Raw genomic sequence first — 2,940 nt, 5'->3', positions numbered from 1 at the left:
ATTTGGGTTGTATGGTTAAGCGACTAAGCGTATACGGTGGATGCCTTGGCAGTCAGAGGCGATGAAGGACGTAGTAACTTGCGAAAAGCGTTGGCGAGCTAGTAACAAGCATTTGAGCTAACGATGTCCGAATGGGGGAACCCGGCCGCATAAGCGGTCATCATGTGGTGAATACATAGCTACATGAGGCAAACGAGGGGAACTGAAACATCTAAGTACCCTTAGGAAAAGAAATCAACCGAGATTCCCCTAGTAGCGGCGAGCGAACGGGGATTAGCCCTTAAGTCAGAGGGGTGTTAGTGGAATGGTCTGGAAAGTCCAGCGGCACAGGGTGATAGCCCCGTACACGAAAACTAACCTTTGATGAAAACGAGTAAGGCGGGACACGTGATATCCTGTTTGAATATGGGGGGACCATCCTCCAAGGCTAAATACTCCTGACTGACCGATAGTGAACCAGTACCGTGAGGGAAAGGCGAAAAGAACCCCTGTGAGGGGAGTGAAATAGAACCTGAAACCGTATACGTACAAGCAGTGGGAGCGGTTCTTGAGACCGTGACTGCGTACCTTTTGTATAATGGGTCAGCGACTTACGTTTTGTAGCGAGGTTAAGCGAATAGCGGAGCCGTAGGGAAACCGAGTGTTAACTGCGCGTTTAGTTGCAAGGCGTAGACCCGAAACCCGGTGATCTAGCCATGGGCAGGTTGAAGGTTGAGTAACATCAACTGGAGGACCGAACCGACTAATGTTGAAAAATTAGCGGATGACTTGTGGCTGGGGGTGAAAGGCCAATCAAACCGGGAGATATCTGGTTCTCCTCGAAAGCTATTTAGGTAGCGCCTCGAGCGAATACCATTGGGGGTAGAGCACTGTTAAGGCTAGGGGGTCATCCCGACTTACCAACCCTTTGCAAACTCCGAATACCAATGAGTACTACTCGGGAGACAGACGGCGGGTGCTAACGTCCGTCGTCAAAAGGGAAACAACCCAGACCGTCAGCTAAGGTCCCAAAGTGTATGTTAAGTGGGAAACGATGTGGGAAGGCTTAGACAGCTAGGATGTTGGCTTAGAAGCAGCCATCATTTAAAGAAAGCGTAATAGCTCACTAGTCGAGTCGGCCTGCGCGGAAGATGTAACGGGGCTAAACATACCACCGAAGCTACGGGTGCAATTCATTAGAGTTGCGCGGTAGAGGAGCGTTCTGTAAGCCGTTGAAGGTGAAGGGGTAACCCACACTGGAGGTATCAGAAGTGCGAATGCTGACATGAGTAACGATAAAGGGGGTGAAAAACCCCCTCGCCGAAAGACCAAGGGTTCCTGTCCAACGTTAATCGGGGCAGGGTGAGTCGACCCCTAAGGTGAGGCCGAAAGGCGTAATCGATGGGAAACAGATTAATATTTCTGTACTTCCGCTAACTGCGATGGAGAGACGGAGAAGGCTAGGCTAGCGCGGCGTTGGTAGTCCGCGTTTAAGGTGGTAGGTGGGTGACTTAGGCAAATCCGGGTCACTATACACTGAGAGCTGATGACGAGTCCCCAAGGGGATGAAGTAGTTGATGCCATGCTTCCAGGAAAATCTTCTAAGCTTCAGGTTAGCGGGAATCGTACCCCAAACCGACACAGGTGGTCGGGTAGAGAATACCAAGGCGCTTGAGAGAACTCGGCTGAAGGAACTAGGCAAAATGGTACCGTAACTTCGGGAGAAGGTACGCTCCTGTTGGTGATGAGACTTGCTCTCTAAGCTGACGGGAGTCGCAGATACCAGGTGGCTGCAACTGTTTATCAAAAACACAGCACTGTGCAAACTCGCAAGAGGAAGTATACGGTGTGACGCCTGCCCGGTGCCGGAAGGTTAATTGATTGGGTTATCGCAAGAGAAGCTCATGATCGAAGCCCCGGTAAACGGCGGCCGTAACTATAACGGTCCTAAGGTAGCGAAATTCCTTGTCGGGTAAGTTCCGACCTGCACGAATGGCGTAATGATGGCCACGCTGTCTCCAGCCGAGACTCAGTGAAGTTGAAATTGCGGTGAAGATGCCGTATACCCGCGGCTAGACGGAAAGACCCCGTGAACCTTTACTATAGCTTGGCACTGAACATTGACCCTACATGTGTAGGATAGGTGGGAGACTATGAAGTTGGAACGCTAGTTCTGATGGAGTCGTCCTTGAAATACCACCCTTGTAGTGTTGATGTTCTAACTTGGCCCCATTATCTGGGGTAAGGACAGTGCCTGGTGGGTAGTTTGACTGGGGCGGTCTCCTCCCAAAGAGTAACGGAGGAGCACGAAGGTTGGCTAAGTACGGTCGGACATCGTACGGTTAGTGCAATGGCATAAGCCAGCTTAACTGCGAGACAGACACGTCGAGCAGGTACGAAAGTAGGTCATAGTGATCCGGTGGTTCTGAATGGAAGGGCCATCGCTCAACGGATAAAAGGTACTCCGGGGATAACAGGCTGATACCGCCCAAGAGTTCATATCGACGGCGGTGTTTGGCACCTCGATGTCGGCTCATCACATCCTGGGGCTGAAGTCGGTCCCAAGGGTATGGCTGTTCGCCATTTAAAGTGGTACGCGAGCTGGGTTCAGAACGTCGTGAGACAGTTCGGTCCCTATCTGCCGTGGGCGTTGGATGATTGAGGGGAGTTGCTCCTAGTACGAGAGGACCGGAGTGAACGAACCGCTGGTGTTCGGGTTGTCATGCCAATGGCATTGCCCGGTAGCTATGTTCGGAATCGATAACCGCTGAAAGCATCTAAGCGGGAAGCGAGCCCCAAGATGAGTCATCCCTTGGACTATAAGTCCACTAAAGAGCCGTTCGAGACTAGGACGTTGATAGGTCAGGTGTGTAAGCGTTGTGAGGCGTTGAGCTAACTGATACTAATGACTCGAGAGGCTTAACCATACAACCCAGATGGGTTTTGCTAAGTAGCACTTAG

At 51.4% G+C, this 2,940-nt stretch carries 1 rRNA gene; it reads left to right on the top strand.

From position 1 onward, the window contains the following. The first annotated feature begins 13 nt into the window (after window positions 1-13). Window positions 14-2,906, top strand: a 23S ribosomal RNA gene (locus tag AEA42_RS05250). Window positions 2,907-2,940 lie beyond the last annotated feature (34 nt).

This window comes from Shewanella sp. Sh95 (assembly GCF_001308045.1).
Lineage (GTDB): Bacteria > Pseudomonadota > Gammaproteobacteria > Enterobacterales > Shewanellaceae > Shewanella > Shewanella xiamenensis.
This window is presented reverse-complemented; position numbering and strand designations above follow the sequence as displayed.